15 protein-coding genes and 1 pseudogene are annotated in these 17,209 nt (G+C 74.3%); 10 read left to right on the top strand and 6 right to left on the bottom strand.

Annotated elements, in window-relative coordinates:
- The 7 genes and pseudogenes from OMK64_RS11600 to OMK64_RS11570 form a co-directional block, all read left to right on the top strand.
- Nucleotides 1–135 (top strand): annotated as a pseudogene (locus OMK64_RS11600) (GntT/GntP/DsdX family permease); the annotation flags it as partial.
- Between the two features lie 117 nt (nucleotides 136–252).
- A complete protein-coding gene (gene cysK, locus OMK64_RS11595) occupies nucleotides 253–1,188 on the top strand; it encodes a cysteine synthase A (protein WP_272728539.1) in 936 nt (311 codons plus the stop codon).
- A gap of 41 nt (nucleotides 1,189–1,229) precedes the next feature.
- Entirely contained in the window at nucleotides 1,230–1,814 is a 585-nt protein-coding gene (gene epsC, locus OMK64_RS11590) for a serine O-acetyltransferase EpsC (RefSeq protein ID WP_272728536.1), read from the top strand.
- 101 nt (nucleotides 1,815–1,915) lie between these two features.
- Complete coding sequence (locus OMK64_RS11585; RefSeq protein ID WP_272728535.1) at nucleotides 1,916–2,263, top strand: GntR family transcriptional regulator; 348 nt, start codon at nucleotides 1,916–1,918, stop codon at nucleotides 2,261–2,263.
- The gene (locus OMK64_RS11580) at nucleotides 2,260–3,246 is read left to right on the top strand and encodes a DUF1648 domain-containing protein (protein WP_272728534.1); all 987 of its coding nucleotides are present in this window, start codon (nucleotides 2,260–2,262) and stop codon (nucleotides 3,244–3,246) included. The genes OMK64_RS11585 and OMK64_RS11580 overlap by 4 nt, the downstream gene beginning before the upstream one ends.
- Nucleotides 3,247–3,377: 131 nt before the next feature.
- Complete coding sequence (locus OMK64_RS11575; protein WP_272728533.1) at nucleotides 3,378–4,442, top strand: LLM class F420-dependent oxidoreductase; 1,065 nt, start codon at nucleotides 3,378–3,380, stop codon at nucleotides 4,440–4,442.
- A 29-nt stretch (nucleotides 4,443–4,471) separates the two neighbouring features.
- Nucleotides 4,472–4,801: an MGMT family protein gene (locus OMK64_RS11570; protein WP_272728532.1), complete on the top strand. Its 330-nt coding sequence runs from the start codon at nucleotides 4,472–4,474 to the stop codon at nucleotides 4,799–4,801.
- A 106-nt stretch (nucleotides 4,802–4,907) separates the two neighbouring features.
- Here OMK64_RS11570 and OMK64_RS11565 read toward each other — a convergent pair whose 3' ends face one another.
- On the bottom strand, nucleotides 4,908–5,993 hold the full coding sequence (locus OMK64_RS11565) for a PP2C family protein-serine/threonine phosphatase (RefSeq protein ID WP_272728531.1): 1,086 nt from the start codon (nucleotides 5,991–5,993) through the stop codon (nucleotides 4,908–4,910).
- Between the two features lie 107 nt (nucleotides 5,994–6,100).
- On the opposite strand from OMK64_RS11565, the gene OMK64_RS11560 reads away from it, so the two are divergent.
- A complete protein-coding gene (locus OMK64_RS11560) occupies nucleotides 6,101–7,369 on the top strand; it encodes a GNAT family N-acetyltransferase (protein ID WP_272728530.1) in 1,269 nt (422 codons plus the stop codon).
- 99 nt (nucleotides 7,370–7,468) lie between these two features.
- On the opposite strand, the gene OMK64_RS11555 is transcribed toward OMK64_RS11560, so the two are convergent.
- The gene (locus OMK64_RS11555; protein ID WP_272728529.1) at nucleotides 7,469–7,921 is read right to left on the bottom strand and encodes a ribose-5-phosphate isomerase; all 453 of its coding nucleotides are present in this window, start codon (nucleotides 7,919–7,921) and stop codon (nucleotides 7,469–7,471) included.
- Between the two features lie 58 nt (nucleotides 7,922–7,979).
- On the opposite strand from OMK64_RS11555, the gene OMK64_RS11550 reads away from it, so the two are divergent.
- Complete coding sequence (locus tag OMK64_RS11550) at nucleotides 7,980–9,965, top strand: M13 family metallopeptidase (protein ID WP_272728528.1); 1,986 nt, start codon at nucleotides 7,980–7,982, stop codon at nucleotides 9,963–9,965.
- Nucleotides 9,966–10,038: 73 nt separating this feature from the next.
- Here the strand turns inward: OMK64_RS11550 and OMK64_RS11545 are convergent, their stop codons facing one another.
- Nucleotides 10,039–10,545: a hypothetical protein gene (locus OMK64_RS11545; RefSeq protein ID WP_272728527.1), complete on the bottom strand. Its 507-nt coding sequence runs from the start codon at nucleotides 10,543–10,545 to the stop codon at nucleotides 10,039–10,041.
- A 147-nt stretch (nucleotides 10,546–10,692) separates the two neighbouring features.
- Nucleotides 10,693–11,307, bottom strand: a complete 615-nt coding sequence (locus OMK64_RS11540; RefSeq protein ID WP_272728526.1) for a mycothiol-dependent nitroreductase Rv2466c family protein — start codon at nucleotides 11,305–11,307, stop codon at nucleotides 10,693–10,695.
- Between the two features lie 210 nt (nucleotides 11,308–11,517).
- Here OMK64_RS11540 and pepN point away from each other — a divergent pair, with 210 nt between their 5' ends.
- Nucleotides 11,518–14,118 carry an aminopeptidase N gene (gene pepN / locus OMK64_RS11535; protein ID WP_272728525.1) on the top strand — a complete coding sequence of 867 codons (2,601 nt, stop codon included), beginning with the start codon at nucleotides 11,518–11,520 and terminating at the stop codon, nucleotides 14,116–14,118.
- Between the two features lie 117 nt (nucleotides 14,119–14,235).
- On the opposite strand, the gene OMK64_RS11530 is transcribed toward pepN, so the two are convergent.
- Entirely contained in the window at nucleotides 14,236–14,892 is a 657-nt protein-coding gene (locus OMK64_RS11530; protein WP_272728524.1) for a P-loop NTPase family protein, read from the bottom strand.
- A gap of 79 nt (nucleotides 14,893–14,971) precedes the next feature.
- Nucleotides 14,972–17,128: a 4-alpha-glucanotransferase gene (malQ, locus tag OMK64_RS11525; RefSeq protein WP_272728523.1), complete on the bottom strand. Its 2,157-nt coding sequence runs from the start codon at nucleotides 17,126–17,128 to the stop codon at nucleotides 14,972–14,974.
- Between the last annotated feature and the right edge of the window lie 81 nt (nucleotides 17,129–17,209).

Raw genomic sequence — 17,209 nt, 5'->3', positions numbered from 1 at the left:
CTGTTCTTCGAGGTCGGCGTCGTCCTGCTCATCCCCGTCGTCATGCTCGTCGCGCGACGCTCCCGCGTGCCGCTCATCCTCGTCGGCATCCCCGCGCTCGCGGGCCTGTCCGCGCTGCACGGCCTCGCCCCGCCGCACCACCCCGCCGGCCTCTCGACACGCCTCGTCGTGCGGTCCGGCCGACCTGCACGTAGTCCCCCACCCCTGCACGCCGCCCGGTTCGGACGCCGGCGGCACGACCGAAGAGGAACCATGGCCCGCATCTACGACGACGCGACCGCGCTGATCGGCAACACCCCGCTGGTCCGCATCAACAAGATCACCGACGGCGCCCCCGCCACCGTGGTCGGCAAGCTCGAGTTCTACAACCCGGCCAACTCCGTCAAGGACCGCATCGGCGTCGCGATCATCGACGCGGCCGAGGCGTCGGGCGACCTCAAGCCGGGCGGCACGATCGTCGAGGCGACCTCCGGCAACACGGGCATCGCGCTCGCGTTCGTCGGTGCGGCGCGCGGCTACAAGGTCGTCCTCACGATGCCGGAGACGATGTCGAAGGAGCGGCGCGCGCTGCTGCGCGCGTTCGGCGCGGAGCTCATCCTCACGCCCGGCTCGGAGGGCATGAAGGGCGCGGTCAACAAGGCCGACGAGATCGTCAAGGAGCGCGAGGGCGCGATCCTGGCCCGCCAGTTCGCCAACGAGGCGAACCCGGCGATCCACCGTCGCACGACGGCCGAGGAGATCTGGGCCGACACCGACGGCGAGATCGACATCCTCGTCGCGGGCATCGGCACGGGCGGCACGATCACGGGTGTCGGCCAGGTGCTCAAGGAGCGCAAGCCGGACGTCAAGATCGTCGGCGTCGAGCCGGCCGAGTCCCCCATCCTCAACGGCGGCGCCCCCGGCCCGCACAAGATCCAGGGCATCGGCGCGAACTTCGTGCCGGAGATCCTCGACACCTCGGTCTACGACGAGATCATCGACGTCGACGCCGAGACGGCCGTCGCCACCGCGCGCCGCGCGGCCGCCGAGGAGGGTCTGCTCGTCGGCATCTCGTCGGGTGCCGCGCTGCACGCCGCGAAGCTGCTGGCGGAGCGTCCGGAGAACGCGGGCAAGCTGATCGTCGCGATCATCCCGTCGTTCGGCGAGCGCTACCTGTCGACGATCCTCTACGCGGACCTGCTCGACTGACCCTTCCGCCCCGCCCGTCCCCCGCTCAGACCGGAAGGCTCATGACCGCACCCCTGCGCCTGCTGGACCTCCTGAAGGAGGACCTCGACGCCGCCCGCCACCGCGACCCCGCGGCGCGATCGGCCCTCGAGGTCGCCCTCGGCTACCCCGGCGTGCACGCGGTGTGGGCGTACCGGGTGGCGCACCGGATGTGGCGGGAGCCCGGTCTCCGGCTGCCCGCGCGACTGCTGTCGCAGCTCGCGCGGGCAGCCACCGGGATCGAGATCCACCCCGGCGCCCGGCTCGGGCGGCGGCTGTTCATCGACCACGGCATGGGCGTGGTCATCGGCGAGACCGCCGAGGTCGGCGACGACGTGGTGCTGTTCCACGGGTCGACGCTCGGTGGCAAGTCCATGCGGCGCGGCAAGCGCCACCCCACGCTCGGCGACGGTGTCGTCGTCGGCGCGGGCGCCAAGATCCTCGGACCGGTGTGGGTCGGGAACGGCGCCCAGGTCGGCGCCAACGCGGTCGTGATCCACGACGTGCCGGCCGACGCGATCGCCGTCGGCGTGCCCGCGCAGATCCGGCTGCGACCGAAGGCGGCGCCGTTCGACGTCGAGGTCGACGACCCCGCGATCTACATCTGACAGGCCCGACGGCCGGTCCACGCTGAGCCCAGGCGCCGTCCGACTGAGCGACGGAACTGGTGCACTTGTTCTAGTTGTCTGCGAACAACTAGAGTAGATGCATGCTCCTGCGCGTCGACCCCTCCTCCCCCGAGCCGCTGTTCCAGCAGCTCGCGGACCAGGTGCGTCGCGCCGTCGCCCGCGGCGAGCTCTCCGCGGGCACGCGCCTCCCGGCCGCCCGCGAGCTCTCGACGTCGCTCGACATCAACCTTCACACCGTGCTGCGCGCCTACCAGGAGCTGCGCGACGAGGGCGTCATCGAGCTCCGTCGCGGCCGGGGCGCCGTCGTCGCGCGCACCGACGACCTCGCGGCCCTGCACGAGGCCGTCGAGCGCCTCGTGCAGACCGCCCGCCGCCTCGACGTCCCGCCCGCCACCACGCTCGCCCTGCTCAAGGAGGCCCTCCGGTGACCGCCGACCGCCGTCCGACCATCCCCCACCGCCGGGCGACGACCCTCGTCACGCTCGTCGCACCCGTCGTGCTCACGGCCGTCGCGGTGCTCGTGGCGCTGACGTGGGCGGACGAGCTGCCCGACCCGGTCGCGACGCACTGGGGCACGGCCGGCACCCCCGACGACTTCTCGACGCTCGGCGGTGCGCTGCTCCTGCTCGGCCTCACGTCCGTGGTGCTGTCGCTGTCGTGCTGGGTGCTCGCGCTGCGGCTCGGCGCCGAGGCCACGACGCGACGCGTCGCCGCCGGCACGTCGGTCGGCATGGCGGCGCTCCTCGCGGTCCTCGTCGTGGGCTCGCTCGCGCTGCAGCGCGGTCTCGACGACGCGCGCGACGCCGGTCCGATCACGGGGGTCGTGGCCGCGGCGTTCGCGACGGGCCTCGTGCTCGGCGTCGTCGCGGCGCTCCTGCTGCCGGGCGACCCGGACGTCGTCACGAGCGACGTGCCGCCCGCCGACGCGGCACGGCTCCCCCTCGCGCCCGGTGAGCGTGCCGCCTGGACCGCGAGCGTGTGGTCGCCCGCCGCGATCGGCGTCGCGCTCCCGGTGATCGCGCTCCAGGTCGTGCTGTCGATCGTGCTCGACACCTGGCTCCTCCTCGCGATCGCGGCCGTCCTCGCCGCGCTGCTCGCGACGATGCTGGTCCTGCGCGTCACGGTCAGCGCCGCCGGTCTCGTCGCGCGCTCGCCGCTCGGCTGGCCACGCGTGCGCGTCCCGCTCGAGCAGGTCGTCGCGGCGCACGCGGAGACCGTCAGCCCGCTGCGGGACTTCGGCGGGTGGGGCTACCGCGTCGCGCTCGACGGGCGGGCCGGGTTCGTCCTGCGCGCCGGCGACGCGCTCGTCGTCGAGCGGACCGGCGGGCGCACCACGGTCGTCACGGTCGACGACGCGGCGACGGGCGCCGCGCTGCTCAACACGCTCGCCGAGCGCGCCCGGGTCTCCTGACGTGCGCGCACCGAGCGGCGCAGCGTCTCCTGCCGGGCTCGTCGCGGCCGGGCGTCCGCGCGAAGCGACCGACCGGTAACCTGACCGCCGCGCGTCACCGCCGACGCGCCGGTCGAGCGGAGGGTGGACGGATGCGCCTCGGGTACTACGTCGGGTACTGGTCGGCTGGTCCGCCGCCGGGTGCGCAGGAGGCCGTGCTGGCCGCCGAGCAGCTCGGCTTCGACTCGGTCTGGACGGCCGAGGCGTACGGCTCGGACGCGCTGACCCCGCTCGCGTGGTGGGGCGCCCGCACGTCGCGGATCCGCCTCGGCACCGCGATCGCGCAGCTGTCCGCCCGCACCCCCACGGCGACGGCGATGGCGGCGCTCACGCTCGACCACCTGTCCGGCGGGCGCTTCGTGCTCGGGCTGGGCGCGAGCGGGCCGCAGGTCGTCGAGGGGTGGTACGGGCAGCCGTACCCGCGACCGCTCGCCCGCACGCGCGAGTACGTCGACGTCGTGCGCCAGGTGCTGGCGCGTGAGGCGCCCGTGACGTACGACGGCGACTTCTTCCGCCTGCCGCTGCCCGCCGACCAGGGCACCGGCCTCGGCAAGCCGCTGCGCTCGACCGTGCACCCGCTGCGCGCCGACCTGCCCATCCACCTGGCCGCCGAGGGCCCGCGCAACACCGCCCTCACGGCCGAGATCGCCGACGGCTGGCTGCCGATGTTCTACACGCCGCGGATGGACGCCGAGCACCGTGCGCTGCTGGCCGAGGGCTTCGCGAAGCGGTCCGGCGCGCTGCGGCCGCCCGAGGACTTCGAGGTCACGGCCGCGGTGCCCGTGGTCCTGGCCGACGACGTCGAGCAGGCCGCCGACGCGATCCGTCCGCACGTCGCGTTGTACGCGGGCGGGATGGGCGCCAAGGGCGCGAACTTCCATCGCAACGTGCTCGACCGGCTCGGCTACGCCGAGGCGTGCGACGAGATCCAGGCGCACTACCTGGCGGGCGACAAGGCGCGCGCCGTCGCCGCCGTCCCGACCGAGCTCGTGCGGGAGATCGCGCTCGTCGGGACGCCGGACGACATCCGCGCGCAGCTCCCGGCCTGGCAGGGCACCGCGATCACCACGATGCTCGTCCAGACCGACCCGCGCGCCCTTCCGGCGGTCGCCGCGCTGCTCTCCGAGGCCGTCGAGGCCGACGCGGACGCGGTCTGACGTGGACGCGCGCACGGGGGCCCGCTGACGTGGACGACGACTACGTCGAGGCCGTGCTCGACCTCGTCGCGGCGATCCCGTCGGGTCGCGTCATGACGTACGGGACCGTCGCCGAGGTGGTGAGCGAGCAGGCCGTGCGCGCCGGCGGGCGGCCGCGCGGCGGGCCTCGGCAGGTCGGGCAGGTGATGAGCCGCGCCGGGTCCGGCGTGCCGTGGTGGCGTGTCGTCAACGCGCAGGGGGCGCCGCCCGCACGGCACCGGGCGCGCGCGATGGAGCAGCTCGTCGCCGAGGGGACGCCCCGCACGGCCGACGGGTCGCGCGTCGCGCTCCGCCGCGCGATCTGGTTCCCCGACGACTGACCGTCGCCCCGGACCCGCCGACGGCCGTGTCCGGTCACCCGCGAGCGCGCCGCCCGGCCGAGGTCTCGGGTCGGGCGCGACCAGGTCTCGCGCTCGGCGCCCGCGCTCAGTCCCGCCGGACCAGGACGAGCGCGCGGTCGTCGGAGTCGTCGGCCCGCACGGCCGCGAGCACCGCCGCGGCGCCGCCGGCGCGCGGGGCGAGCACGCGGTCGGCCGCACCCATGAGCCGGTCGAGGCCGCGGTCCAGCGTCGTGCCGGGCGTGTCCACCAGCCCGTCGGTGTAGAGCAGCAGCACGTCGCCGGTCTCGAGGCGCCCGTACCGCGGGCGGTACGGCAGGTCGTCGACGACCCCGAGCGCGGGGCTGCCGACGGTGTCGACGACGTCGAGCCGGCCCGCTCCCGCGTGCAGGTGCAGCGGAGGCGGGTGCCCGGCCGACGCGACGGTGTAGTCGCCCGACGCGAGGTCCACGGCGACGTGCACGGCCGTCGCGAACCCCTCCTCCCAGTCCTGGTCGAGCACGTACGCGTTGGCCGCCTGCAGGAACGACTCGGTGGGCAGCGCACCGAGCAGCCCGCCGAAGGCCCCCGAGAGCTGCAACGACCGGACGCCCGCGTCGAGCCCCTTGCCCGAGACGTCGACGAGCACGACCTCCAGCACGGAACCGCGGCGCAGCCGCGCGACCATGAAGTCGCCCGAGAACGCGTCGGCGTGCGCGGACCTGATCTCGGAGTCGACCGACCAGCCGGCGGGGAGCGCGGGGACGCGGCCGTGCGCGGACAGCCGGTCGCGCAGGTCGACGAGCATGTGCCCCCCGGGCGCGCCGCGCAGGCCCAGCCGGTCCCGCTCGTTGGCGAACACCAGGGCGACGACGGTCGCGACGCCGATGATGACGACGACGCCGGGCACCATCGGGCGCACGCCCGCGAGCATGAGGATCAGCGCCTCGAGGAGGATGACCACGCACAGGACCGCGAGGGGGTGCAGGCGCAGCAGCAGCACGCCCGCGAGCAGCAGCAGGAGGAAGGTCGCCGGCGGCACCCACGTGGCCTGCAGGACGACGCCCGCCACGACCGCGCCGGACAGCAGCACCAGGAGGCCGGCCAGACCCGGCTGGGACCGCAGGACGCGCCGCCGCACGGCGAGCACGATGCGCGTGAGGGGTCCCGGGCCGACCACCGTGCCCGTCGTCATCGTTCGAGCGTATCCGCAGGTCGCGGGCGCGAACAGGGTCGACGCGATCCCCCACGCCGCGGGAAAGCGTTCGCGCGGACGCCGGTGCGCCCGGGACGATGGGCGCCATGAGCCCGCTGCCCGAGGGGTACCGCGTCGTCGCGGTGCCCGAGACCCGCCAGTCCGAGTTCCTCGAGACCGACCGCCTCGCGTTCGCGTTCGACTCCACCGCCGAGACCGACGCCATCGTGCCGCTCACCGTGCCGTTCGACCGCACGATGGGCGTCGAGGCGCCGGACGGTTCCCTCGCCGCCGTGCACGGGTCCTTCCCGTTCACGCTGCCCGTCCCCGGCGGCAGCGTCGCGTGCTCGGGCCTCACCTGGGTCGGCGTGCGGCCCGACCAGCGCCGCCGCGGTCTGCTCACCGCGATGATCGACACCCACTTCCAGCGCTCGCTCGACCGCGGTGAGCCCGTCTCCGCGCTGTTCGCGGCGGAGCACGCGATCTACGGGCGGTTCGGCTACGGCTCGGCCGCCGACGACCTGCGCGTGAAGCTGTCCCGCGGTGCCGCGCTGCGCGACGTCCCCGGGTCCGCCGACCTGACCGTCCGGTTCACGACGCTCGACGCGTTCGCGCACCGCGACGTGCTCGACGCCGTGCACCGCGCCGCGGGCGCCGGACGGCCCGGCTGGATCACGCGCGACACGGAGGTGCTGCGCCGCCGCCAGCTCGTCGACCCGCCCGCCTGGCGCGACGGCGGGGAGCCGCTGCGGCTCGCGACGGTCCACGACGCCGCGGGTGACGTCCGCGGGTATGCGACGCTGCGGCGCAAGGACGTCTGGACCGAGGGCGGCCCGCGGTACGAGGTCCGCGTCCGCGAGGCCGTCGCGGTCGACGCGGCCGCCACGCACCGGCTGTGGTCGTTCCTCCTCGACCTCGACCTGACCGCGACGGTCGAGGGGCCCATGCTCCCGGTCGACGACGCGCTGCTGCACCAGCTCGTGGACCCGCGCGGCATCGTGCCGAAGATGGTCGACAACCTGTGGGTCCGCCTGCTCGACGTGCCGACGGCGCTCACCGCCCGGCGCTACGCCGCACCCGTCGACGTGGTGCTCGAGGTCCGGGACGCGCTGCTGCCGGCCAACGCGGGGCGCTGGCGTCTCACCACGGCGACCAGCGCGACGGACGGCGCGTGGGAGGCGCGCGTCGAGCGGACCGAGGACGCCGCGGACGTCGCGCTCGACGTGCGCGAGCTCGGGGCGCTCTACCTCGGCGGGCGCTCGCTCGCCGCGCAGGTCCGGGCCGGGCTGGTCACGCCGGTCCGCGCGGAGGCGGTGCAGGGGGCCGCCTCGGCGTTCGGCTGGCCGCTCGCGCCGGCCTGCAGCTGGGTCTTCTGACCGGGCCGACGCGCGTGCGGGGCGGCGCGCCCGCGCGCGCGTCGTCCGGGAGGGGGCGCTCGTCGGACGGAGGGGCGCCCCCTCCCGGACGAGGCGTTCTCAGCCGCGCGTGCGCTCGTACTCGGCCAGCAGGTCGATGCGGCGCTGGTGACGCGGGTCCTGGCTGAACGGCTCCGCGACGAACGCGTCGACAAGCGCGATCGCCTCGTCGACGGAGTGCTGCCGGGCGCCGATCGCGACGACGTTCGCGTCGTTGTGCTGCCGCCCCAGGCGCGCCGTGTCGAGGTTCCACGCGAGCGCGGCCCGCACGCCGGTGACCTTGTTGGCGGCGATCTGCTCGCCGTTGCCCGAGCCGCCGATCACGACGCCGAGGCTTCCGGGCTCCGCGACGACCGCCTCGCCCGCGGCGAAGCAGAACGGCGGGTAGTCGTCGAGCGCCTCGTACGTGTCGGCCCCGTGGTCGACGACGTCGTGGCCCTCGGAGCGCAGGTGCTCGACGAGCGCGACCTTGAGCTCGAAACCGGCATGGTCGGAGGCGACATGGATCCGCATGGGGTCATCCTGCCGCACCGCTCGACGACGAGCGCTCCCGCGTCCGTAGGCTGTGCCCATGACGCGCAGCGGCATCGACCTCACCGCCCTCGACCCCGCCACCCGACCCCAGGACGACCTCTTCGCCCACGTCAACGGGAAGTGGGTCGCGGCCCACGAGATCCCCGCGGACCGTGCGATGGACGGCGCGTTCCGCGCCCTGCACGACCAGGCCGAGGAGCAGGTCCGCGACATCATCGCGGACGCCGCCGCCACGGCCGCGGCGGGCGCCGGCGACGGCGTCGAGGCGAAGATCGGCGCGGTGTACGCGTCGTTCATGGACACGGACACGATCGAGGCGCGGGGGCTCGAGCCGCTGCGCGAGGACCTCGACCTCGTCGACGGCGCGACGACGCGCGACGAGCTCACGACCGCGCTGGGCGCGCTGCAGCGCACGGGTGCGGCGTCGGCGGTCGGGTTCTGGGTCGACAACGACGCCAAGGACCCCGAGCGCTACATCGTCTACCTCGCGCAGTCCGGGCTCGGCCTGCCCGACGAGTCGTACTACCGCGACCCGCAGTACGCGCAGGTGCTCGCGGCGTACCGGCCGCACGTCGCGCGCATGCTCCTGCTCGCGGGCGTCGCGGCCGACGAGGCCGCCGCCGACGCGCTCGCGGGCGCCGTCGTCGACCTCGAGACGAAGCTCGCGTCGCACCACTGGGACGTCGTGAAGGACCGCGACGCCGACCTCACCTACAACCCCATGACGCTCACGGCCCTGGCCGAGCGCGCGCCCGGCTTCGACTGGGTCGCCTGGGCACAGGCCCTGGGTGCGCCCGAGGGTGCGCTCGACGACCTCGTCGTGCGTGAGCCGTCGTTCGCCGAGGGGTTCGCGGCGCTGTGGGCGAGCGAGCCGCTCGACGCGTGGAAGGCGTGGCTGGCGTACCACGTGGTCAGCGACCGGGCGCCGTTCCTGCCCGACGCGCTCGTCGAGGCGAATTTCGACTTCTACGGCCGGACGCTGACGGGTGCGCAGGAGCTGCGCGACCGCTGGAAGCGTGGCGTCGGGCTCGTGCAGGGCGTGCTCGGGGAGGCCGTCGGCAAGGTGTACGTCGAGCGGCACTTCCCGCCGAGCCACAAGGAGCGCATGGACGAGCTCGTCGCGCACCTCGTCGAGGCCTACCGGCAGTCGATCGCGCGGCTCGACTGGATGGGCGAGGAGACGCGCGCCAAGGCGCTCGCCAAGCTCGAGGCGTTCACGCCGAAGATCGGCTACCCCGTGCGCTGGCGCGACTACTCGGCGCTCGAGGTGTCGCCCGACGACCTGCTCGGCAACGTGCGCCGCGCGAACGCGTTCGAGCAGGACCGCGAGCTGAACAAGATCGGCAAGCCGCTGGACCGCGACGAGTGGTTCATGACGCCCCAGACGGTCAACGCGTACTACAACCCGGGGATGAACGAGATCGTCTTCCCCGCCGCGATCCTGCAGCCGCCGTTCTTCGACGCGGACGCCGACGACGCCGTGAACTACGGCGGGATCGGCGCCGTCATCGGGCACGAGATCGGGCACGGGTTCGACGACCAGGGCTCGAAGTACGACGGTGCCGGCCGGCTCGAGGACTGGTGGACCGCGGATGACCGCGCCGAGTTCGAGAAGCGCACCAAGGCGCTCGTCGACCAGTACGGCGAGTTCTCCCCGGCGCAGCTGAACGGCTCGCACAAGGTCAACGGCGCGCTCACGATCGGCGAGAACATCGGCGACCTCGGCGGCCTGTCGATCGCGCTCGCCGCGTACGAGATCGCGCTCGGCCGCCCGCTCGCCGAGGCGCCGGTCGTGGACGGGCTCACGGGCGCGCAGCGCGTGTTCCTCGGCTGGGCGCAGGTGTGGCAGTCGAAGGGGCGCGACGAGGAGGTCGTGCGCCGGCTCGCGACCGACCCGCACTCCCCCAACGAGTTCCGCTGCAACGGCGTCGTGCGCAACGTCGACGCGTACTACGACGCGTTCGACGTGCAGCCCGGCGACGCGCTGTACCTCGACCCCGCGGAGCGCGTGCGGATCTGGTGACCGACGGGCGGACGGGTCGGTGCGTGCGAGCGCGCCGGCCCGTTCGTCATCCCGGTGGCGCCCGGCTGGAGGGTCAGGGCAGCGGCGTCCAGGACGCGCGCGCGAGCCGGAAGCCGACGCCGTCGGCGTCCGTGCAGGTCACGCCGTCGGTCCCGCTCTTGCAGGTGTAGCCGTCGACGCGCGTCTCGGAGCCGTACTCGAGCGTCCGGACGTCCGACCCCGCGACGGTGGGCGCGGGCCCTTCCTCGCACGCGAACGCGACGCCGTCGGGTCCCAGCGTCAGGACGTGGCCCGTCTCGCCGGTGCAGCCGGCCACCTCGGGCGGCGCGTACGTGTAGCTCGCGATCGTGCACGTCACGCCGTCGCCGGACATCGCGCACGCGATGTTGCCGCTGGGCAGCCGGAACTCGTCCGCGGGCGGGGTGCTCGCGGTGGCGGACGGCGTCGGCGTCGCCGTCGAGGCGGCCTCGCCCGACCCCCCCGAGCGCGTCGCGAGGGTCACGACGAGGAGCACGAGGAACGCGACGACGAGGACGGCGTCGACGATCACCAGGGTCCGGATCGTCCGCTGCGACGTCATGGTCCTCCTGAGTCCGGGGGCGGGCGTCGAACAGGATCACACGGGACGAACCCGACGAGCCACCCGCGCGCGTCGGCGCAGGCGCCTGCCTCGGCGAAAGGCCCCCGGCGGCGGCGAGGCCGGCCGGGGGCCCTACGCTCGGGCGCGTCAGACGGCGGGGCCGACGGTGCGCGTCCGCTTGAGCTCGTAGAAGCCGGGCACCTGGGTGACGAGAGCGAGCCCGTCGAACAGCTTCCCGGCGTCCTCGCCCGTGGGGGCGGGCGTGATGACCGGGCCGAAGAAGCCCACGCCGCCGATCGCGACGACCGGGGTGCCGACCTCGTCGCCGACCAGCGTGATCGCCTCGCCGTGCGACGCGCGCAGCAGGTCGTCGACCTCGTCGGTCGCACCGACCGCGGCGAGGTCCTCGGGCAGAGCGACCTCGGCGAGCGCCTCGGCGACGATCGCGGCGGTGTCGGTGCGGCGGTCGGTGTGGCGGCGGGTGCCGAGCGCGTCGTAGAGCGGCTTGAGCACCTTGTCGCCGTGGTCGCGGGCCGCGGCGACGAGCACGCGCACGGGCGCCCAGGAGTCGTCCATGAGCACGCGGTAGTTCTCGGGCAGGTCACGGCCCTCGTTGAGGACGGAGAGGCTCATGACGTGCCACCGGACGTCGACGTCGCGCACCGTCGCCACCTCGTCCATCCAGCGCGACGTGAGCCACGCCCACGGGCAGGCCGGGTCGAACCAGAAGTCGACGACGAGGCGGGTGTCGGTGACGGTCACGGGTGCTCCTCGGGTCGGGCGGCGGTCGCGAGCGCGGCCGCCCGCAGTCTCACCCGCGCCCGCCGTCGATCGCACATCGAGCCGTCCACAGCCCACGCCTCGGACGCGCGTCCCACAGGCGTGCGCGTCCCGGGCGGCGGAGCGCACGGCCATGCGTGCGATGATCGGTCCCGGCCACGAGCCGTCACCGTTTCTCGAAGGAGAGCCAGCGTGCCCGCTGAGAACCTCACCCGTGCCGAGGCGCGCGAGCGTGCCTCGGTCGTCAGCCCGCAGTCGTACGACGTCACGCTCGACCTGACGACCGGCCCGGCGACGTTCGCGTCGCGGTCCGTCGTGCGGTTCACGGCGACGCCCGGCGCGAGCACGTTCATCGACCTCATCGCCCCGACGGTGCACGAGGTCACGCTCAACGGCCGCGCGCTCGACGTGGCCGACGTGGTCGCCGACTCGCGGATCCGGCTCGACGACCTGGCGGCGGACAACGAGCTCGTGGTCGTCGCCGACGCCGCGTACATGAACACGGGCGAGGGCCTGCACCGCTTCGTCGACCCGGTCGACGACGAGGTCTACCTCTACTCGCAGTTCGAGGTCGCCGACTCCCGCCGGGTGTTCGCGGTGTTCGAGCAGCCCGACCTCAAGGCGACGTTCACCTTCACCGTGACCGCCCCGGCCCACTGGGTCGTGGTGTCGAACTACCCGCAGGTCGGGGAGCCGCAGCCGGTCGAGGGCGGGGTCAACCGCAACGGCGGCGTCGACAAGGGCACCGCGACGTGGCGGTTCGAGACCACCCCGCGCATCTCGTCCTACATCACCGCGATCATCGCCGGGCCGTACCACGGCGAGCACGGCGAGCTCACGAGCAGCGACGGCCGGACCGTCCCGCTCGGCGTGTACTGCCGCGGCTCGCTCGCCGAGCACCTCGACACCGACAACATCCTCGACATCACGCGCGCCGGGTTCGCGTTCTTCGAGGACAAGTTCGGCGTCCCCTACCCGTTCGCCAAGTACGACCAGCTCTTCGTGCCCGAGTTCAACGCGGGCGCGATGGAGAACGCGGGCGCGGTGACGTTCCTCGAGTCCTACGTGTTCCGCTCCAAGGTCCCCGAGGCGACCATCGAGCGCCGCGCGGTCACGATCCTGCACGAGCTCGCGCACATGTGGTTCGGCGACCTCGTGACCATGCGCTGGTGGGACGACCTGTGGCTCAACGAGTCGTTCGCCGAGTACGTCTCGACGCTCGCGACCGCCGAGGCCACGGCCTGGACCAGCGCGTGGACGACGTTCTCCTCGCTCGAGAAGAACTGGGCCTATCGTCAGGACCAGCTGCCGTCGACGCACCCGATCGTCGCGGACATGCGCGACCTCGAGGACGTCGAGGTGAACTTCGACGGCATCACCTACGCGAAGGGCGCGAGCGTCCTCAAGCAGCTCGTGGCGTGGGTCGGCCAGGACGAGTTCTTCGCGGGCGTGCGCGCCTACTTCGCGAAGCACGCGTGGGGCAACACCGAGCTGCGCGACCTGCTCACCGAGCTCGAGGCGACGAGCGGCCGCGACCTGTCGGCGTGGTCGGCGCTCTGGCTCGAGCAGGCCGGCGTCACGCTGCTCCGCCCGGAGATCGAGGTCGACGCGGACGGCACCATCACGTCGTTCGCCGTCCTGCAGGAGGTGCCCGACGAGCACCCCGTGCAGCGCCCGCACCGCCTCGCGATCGGCGGCTACGACCTCGACGCGTCGACCGGCCGGCTCGCGCGCACGCTGCACCTGGAGCTCGACGTCGACGGCCCGCGGACCGAGGTCCCGCAGCTCGTCGGCCAGCGGCGGCCCGCGCTCGTGCTCGTGAACGACGACGACCTCGCGTACGCGAAGATCCGGCTCGACGAGGCGTCGCTCGCGGCCGCCATCGAGCACCTCGGCGCGTTCGACGACTCGCTGCCCCGCACGCTCGTGTGGACGGCGGCGTGGGACGCGACGCGCGACGGCGAGACGCCCGCCCGTGACTTCGTCGACCTCGTGCTCGGCAACATCCTCCACGAGACGGACTCGTCGGTCGTGCTCGTGCTGCTGCGCCAGCTGACGACGTCGCTCGACCTGTACGTCGCGCCCGAGCACCGGCAGGCGACGGCCGTCGCGGCCGCCGACCGGCTGCTCGAGCTGGCCCGGTCCGCCGAGGCCGGCTCGGACACGCAGCTCCAGCTCGTCAAGGCCTTCGCCGCGCGTGCGGAGACCGACGCCCAGCTGGACGCGGTCGCGGCCCTGCTGGACGGTCGCGAGCAGCTCGACGGCCTGACGATCGACACCGACCTGCGCTGGGAGCTCCTCACGTCGCTCGTCACCGGTGGCCGCGCGGGCGAGACGGACATCGCCGTGCAGCTCTCGGCCGACGCGACCGCGACCGGTCAGCGTGCGGCGGCCGCCGCACGCGCGGCAGTGCCGACGGCCGAGGCGAAGGCCGCCGCGTGGGCCGCCGTCGTGGACGGCGACGACCTGCCGAACGCGATCCAGGCCGCCACCATCGCGGGCTTCGGGCGCGTGCACGACCGCGGCCTGCTGCTCCCCTACGTCGAGCCGTACTTCACCGCGCTCGCCACGGTGTGGGCCGACAAGACGAACGAGATGGCGCAGAACATCGTCCTCGGCCTCTACCCGACGGACCTCGCCGACGACGACCGCGTGGACGTGCTCGGCGCGACCGACGCGTGGCTGGCGTCCCAGGCGGACGCGGCCCCCGCGCTCCGCCGGCTCGTCGCCGAGAACCGCGACGGCGTGCGACGCGCGCTCGCTGCGCAGGAGACGGACCGCCGCAAGGCGTGACGCTCACGGTGGCCCGGCGGGGACTCCCGTCGGGCCACCGGCGTGCCCGGTGTCCGCTCGCGACGGCGTCGGGTCACCGGTGCACTCGGCTTCCAGGCGCCCGGCGCGGGCGTCGGGTCACCCGGCGTCACCGGACGTCGATGCCTCGCGCTCGCCCGACGCCGCATCCGTGGCGCCGTCCGAGCCCGGACCCGCCGGGCCGCGCGCGGGCGACATCGGGACCGCGGGACGCAGCGACTCGAGCCACCGCCGCGCTTCGCTCGGGTGCCGCAGGCGGACCATCGACACGTCGCCCGCCGCGTACAGGCGCCCGTACTGCTCGCGGTAGCGGGCGTGCTGCGTCCACGACCACAGGACCACGTTCTCGTCGGGGTCGCGGCGCAGCAGGTTGCGCAGCCGCTCGCGGTTGCCGTGCCACAGCTCCTGCCGCAGCAGGCCCCGTCGCAACGTGCGGGCGACGACGCGTCGCATGACGACGCGTCGCGGGTAGTCGAGCCAGACGAGCGCGTCGGCGTCGTCGAGCAGACCGTGGCGCTGCGAGTTCCAGTTGCCGTCCGCGACCCAGCCGTCGCGGGCCTGCGGCGACGCCAGGAACTCACGGACGATCGCGTGCGCCTCGGCGAGGTCACGCTTCGTCCACTCCTCGGCCCAGAACACGGCGTCGAGCTCGAGGTGGGCGACGCCGAGCCGCTGCGCGGCGGCGCGGGCGAGCGTGGTCTTGCCGGAGCCGGTGTTTCCGACGACGCGCAGCCGCCGGGCGAGAGGATCGGGCATCCGCCGATGCTCCCACGCACCCGCCCCCCACGGTCAGGGCAGGGAGTCAGGACGGCAGGGAGTCAGGAGGTCGTGGGCGTCACGGGGTCAGGGACCAGCGGCCTTCGTTGAGCACCTGTGCGAGCGAGTGCAGCCGCGCGTTGGTGAACAGGTCGTCGACGAGGACGACCTGCCCGGCGCTGTCCGCGAGCGGCACCTTCCAGTTCGGGTACTCCTGGTCCGTGCCGGGCTGGTTCTGCGCGCGGCGCTCCCCCACGGCGTCGGCGAGCGACACCCCGACGAGCACCGACGGCGTCGCGAGGACGTACCGGTGCATCGCCTCGACGATCTCCCGCTCCGACGGGTCGTCGCCCAGCAGGTCGCGCGCCCGCAGCGCGGCGAGCATGCGGTCACGCTCGGCGGCGGCCGCCGCCCGGACGGTCGCGACGGGCTCGGTGAGCAGGCCGAGACGCTCGCGGATCGCCACGTGCTCACCCGCGAGGTAACCCGCGGTCGGCGGCAGGTCGTGCGTCGTGACCGTCGCGAGGACGAGCTCGCGGTAGTCCTCGGGCGCGAGCGGGTCGCCGTTCATGTCGCGCTCGAACCACAGGACCGACGTGCCGAGCACGCCCCGCTCGGAGAGGTAGTCGCGCACCCAGGGCTCGACGACGCCGAGGTCCTCGCCGATGACGATCGCGCCGGCGCGGTAGGCCTCGAGCGCGAGGATGCCGACGAGCGCCTCGTGGTCGTAGCGGACGTACGCGCCCTCGGACGGCGTCGCGGAGCCTTCGGGGACCCACCAGAGGCGGAACAGGCCGAGCACGTGGTCGATGCGGATCGCACCCGCGTGCCGCAGGACGGTGCGGAGCATGTCGCGGTAGGGCCGGTAGGCGGAGCGCGCGAGGGCGTCGGGCTGCCACGGCGGCTGCGACCAGTTCTGGCCCTGCTGGTTGTACATGTCGGGCGGAGCACCGACGCTCGCGCCGCGCGCGAGCACCTCCCCGAGGGACCACACGTCGGCGCCCTGCGGGTGCACGCCGACGGCGAGGTCGTGCATGATCCCGATCGTCATGCCGTTGTCGAGCGCGGCGCGGTGCGCGTCGGCGAGCTGCTCGTCGGCGACCCACTGCAGCCAGCGGTGGAAGGTCACGCGCTCGGCGAGCTCGGTACCCGCCGCCGCGACCGCGTCGGAGCCCGGGTCGAGGAGCTCGGCGGGCCAGGTGCGCAGGTCGGGGCCGTGCTTCTCCGCGAGCGCGCACCAGAGCGCGAACGTGTCGAGCCCCGGGCCCTGCTCCTCGACGAACGCGTCGAAGGACGCCTGGCGTGCGGCGGACCGCTCGAACGCGAAGATCACCTCGAGCGCGGCGCGCTTGGCGGTCCAGGCCGCGTCACGGTCGATCGGCCCCGGGTCGGTGTCGAGGGCGATGGCCTGCTCGCCCGCCCACTCGACGAGCGTGCGGTCGGCCGCCGACAGGTACGCGGCCTCGGGCACCTCCTCGACGCGGATGTAGAGCGGGTTGACGAACCGTCGGGTGGTCGGCAGGTAGGGCGACGGCGTGAGCGGGACCTGCGGCTCGGCGGCGTGCAGCGGGTTGATGAGCAGGAAGTCGGCACCGCGTCGGGCCGTCATCGCGCCGAGGTCGGCGAGGTCGACCAGGTCGCCGACGCCCCACGACCGGCGCGAGCGCACCGAGTAGAGCTGCGCCATGAAGCCCCACGCGCGGCCGGCGTCGAGCGTGTCGGGCAGCTCGAGGCGGTCGGGCGTGACGATCACCGTGCTGCGCGCCCGCGCGCTGGGACCCTCGGCGTGGATCTCGTGCCAGCCGAGCGGCAGGTCGGCCGGCAGCGTGAACGTCGCGCGCCCGACGAGGCGGCCGTCGACGGAGCGCGGCGGCACGGGCACGTCGGCCTGCGTCACCTCGCGCCGGCCGCCGCCGGCCTCCGGGTCGAGCTCGAGCCAGACCTCGACCGGGTCCTCATGCGTCACGTGGACCGGCACGTGCGCCTGCCGCCCTTCCCGCACGACGACGACCGGCGGGAGCGTGCGCCGCCACGGCTGGTCCTCGCGGTGCGCGAGCGCGAGCTCGATGCGCTCGGGCGACGACGCGTCGACGCCCAGCGCCTTGAGCACGCCCTGCAGGGTCGCGGCCGACGCGATCTTGTGCTGCCCGTCGAACCCCCAGTAGTCGGGGGTGATGTCGTAGGCGGCCGCGAGGCGCAGGAGCGCGTCGGAGGGGGTCTGCTGGTCGTCGGCCACGCACCGATCCTGCCAGAGGCCCCCCGCGGACCGCAGGACGAGAGGCCGCCGACCAGCGGCGACACGGGCGGACCCGCACCT

Source organism: Cellulomonas fimi, from assembly GCF_028527925.1.
Taxonomy (GTDB): domain Bacteria; phylum Actinomycetota; class Actinomycetes; order Actinomycetales; family Cellulomonadaceae; genus Cellulomonas; species Cellulomonas fimi_C.
The sequence above is the reverse complement of the archived record's forward strand: the minus strand, read 5'-3'. Positions and strand labels throughout refer to the sequence as shown.

Coding starts and splice junctions, on each gene's coding strand:
- cysK (WP_272728539.1), top strand. CDS start 253: ATGGCCCGCATCTACGACGACGCGACCGCGCTGATCGGCAACACCCCG.
- epsC (WP_272728536.1), top strand. CDS start 1,230: ATGACCGCACCCCTGCGCCTGCTGGACCTCCTGAAGGAGGACCTCGAC.
- OMK64_RS11585 (WP_272728535.1), top strand. CDS start 1,916: ATGCTCCTGCGCGTCGACCCCTCCTCCCCCGAGCCGCTGTTCCAGCAG.
- OMK64_RS11575 (WP_272728533.1), top strand. CDS start 3,378: ATGCGCCTCGGGTACTACGTCGGGTACTGGTCGGCTGGTCCGCCGCCG.
- OMK64_RS11565 (WP_272728531.1), bottom strand. CDS start 5,993: ATGACGACGGGCACGGTGGTCGGCCCGGGACCCCTCACGCGCATCGTG.
- OMK64_RS11560 (WP_272728530.1), top strand. CDS start 6,101: ATGAGCCCGCTGCCCGAGGGGTACCGCGTCGTCGCGGTGCCCGAGACC.
- OMK64_RS11555 (WP_272728529.1), bottom strand. CDS start 7,921: ATGCGGATCCATGTCGCCTCCGACCATGCCGGTTTCGAGCTCAAGGTC.
- OMK64_RS11550 (WP_272728528.1), top strand. CDS start 7,980: ATGACGCGCAGCGGCATCGACCTCACCGCCCTCGACCCCGCCACCCGA.
- OMK64_RS11545 (WP_272728527.1), bottom strand. CDS start 10,545: ATGACGTCGCAGCGGACGATCCGGACCCTGGTGATCGTCGACGCCGTC.
- OMK64_RS11530 (WP_272728524.1), bottom strand. CDS start 14,892: ATGCCCGATCCTCTCGCCCGGCGGCTGCGCGTCGTCGGAAACACCGGC.